Source organism: Staphylococcus intermedius NCTC 11048, assembly GCF_002902385.1.
Lineage (GTDB): Bacteria > Bacillota > Bacilli > Staphylococcales > Staphylococcaceae > Staphylococcus > Staphylococcus intermedius.
Genome location: NZ_PPQH01000169.1, coordinates 1 through 230, shown reverse-complemented (window position 1 = coordinate 230; position 230 = coordinate 1). Strand labels below are relative to the sequence as shown.

Here is a 230-nt window from a genome sequence, read left to right as displayed (position 1 = left end):
AGCACCATCAATGAATTTAAAACATATGAAATTAAGCAAATCGAAGAGCAATGTAATAATGATTACGAAACGCCCGAAGAATTTGAAATTCGTTGGTTTAACAAAATGCAAGAAGTAGCTAAAAACCTAAGACATAAAAATATTGAATGTAGAACTGTTTATTCAACTAATCCTATATTTACACAACAATATGATCCGTACATTGATGAAGAGGCATTCGTCTATGAAGA

General features: G+C 30.4%; 1 protein-coding gene. It reads left to right on the top strand.

The features are described from left to right. Positions 1-230 (top strand): hypothetical protein (locus CD138_RS14480; protein WP_219727742.1); only part of this gene is annotated, 230 nt, incomplete at both ends.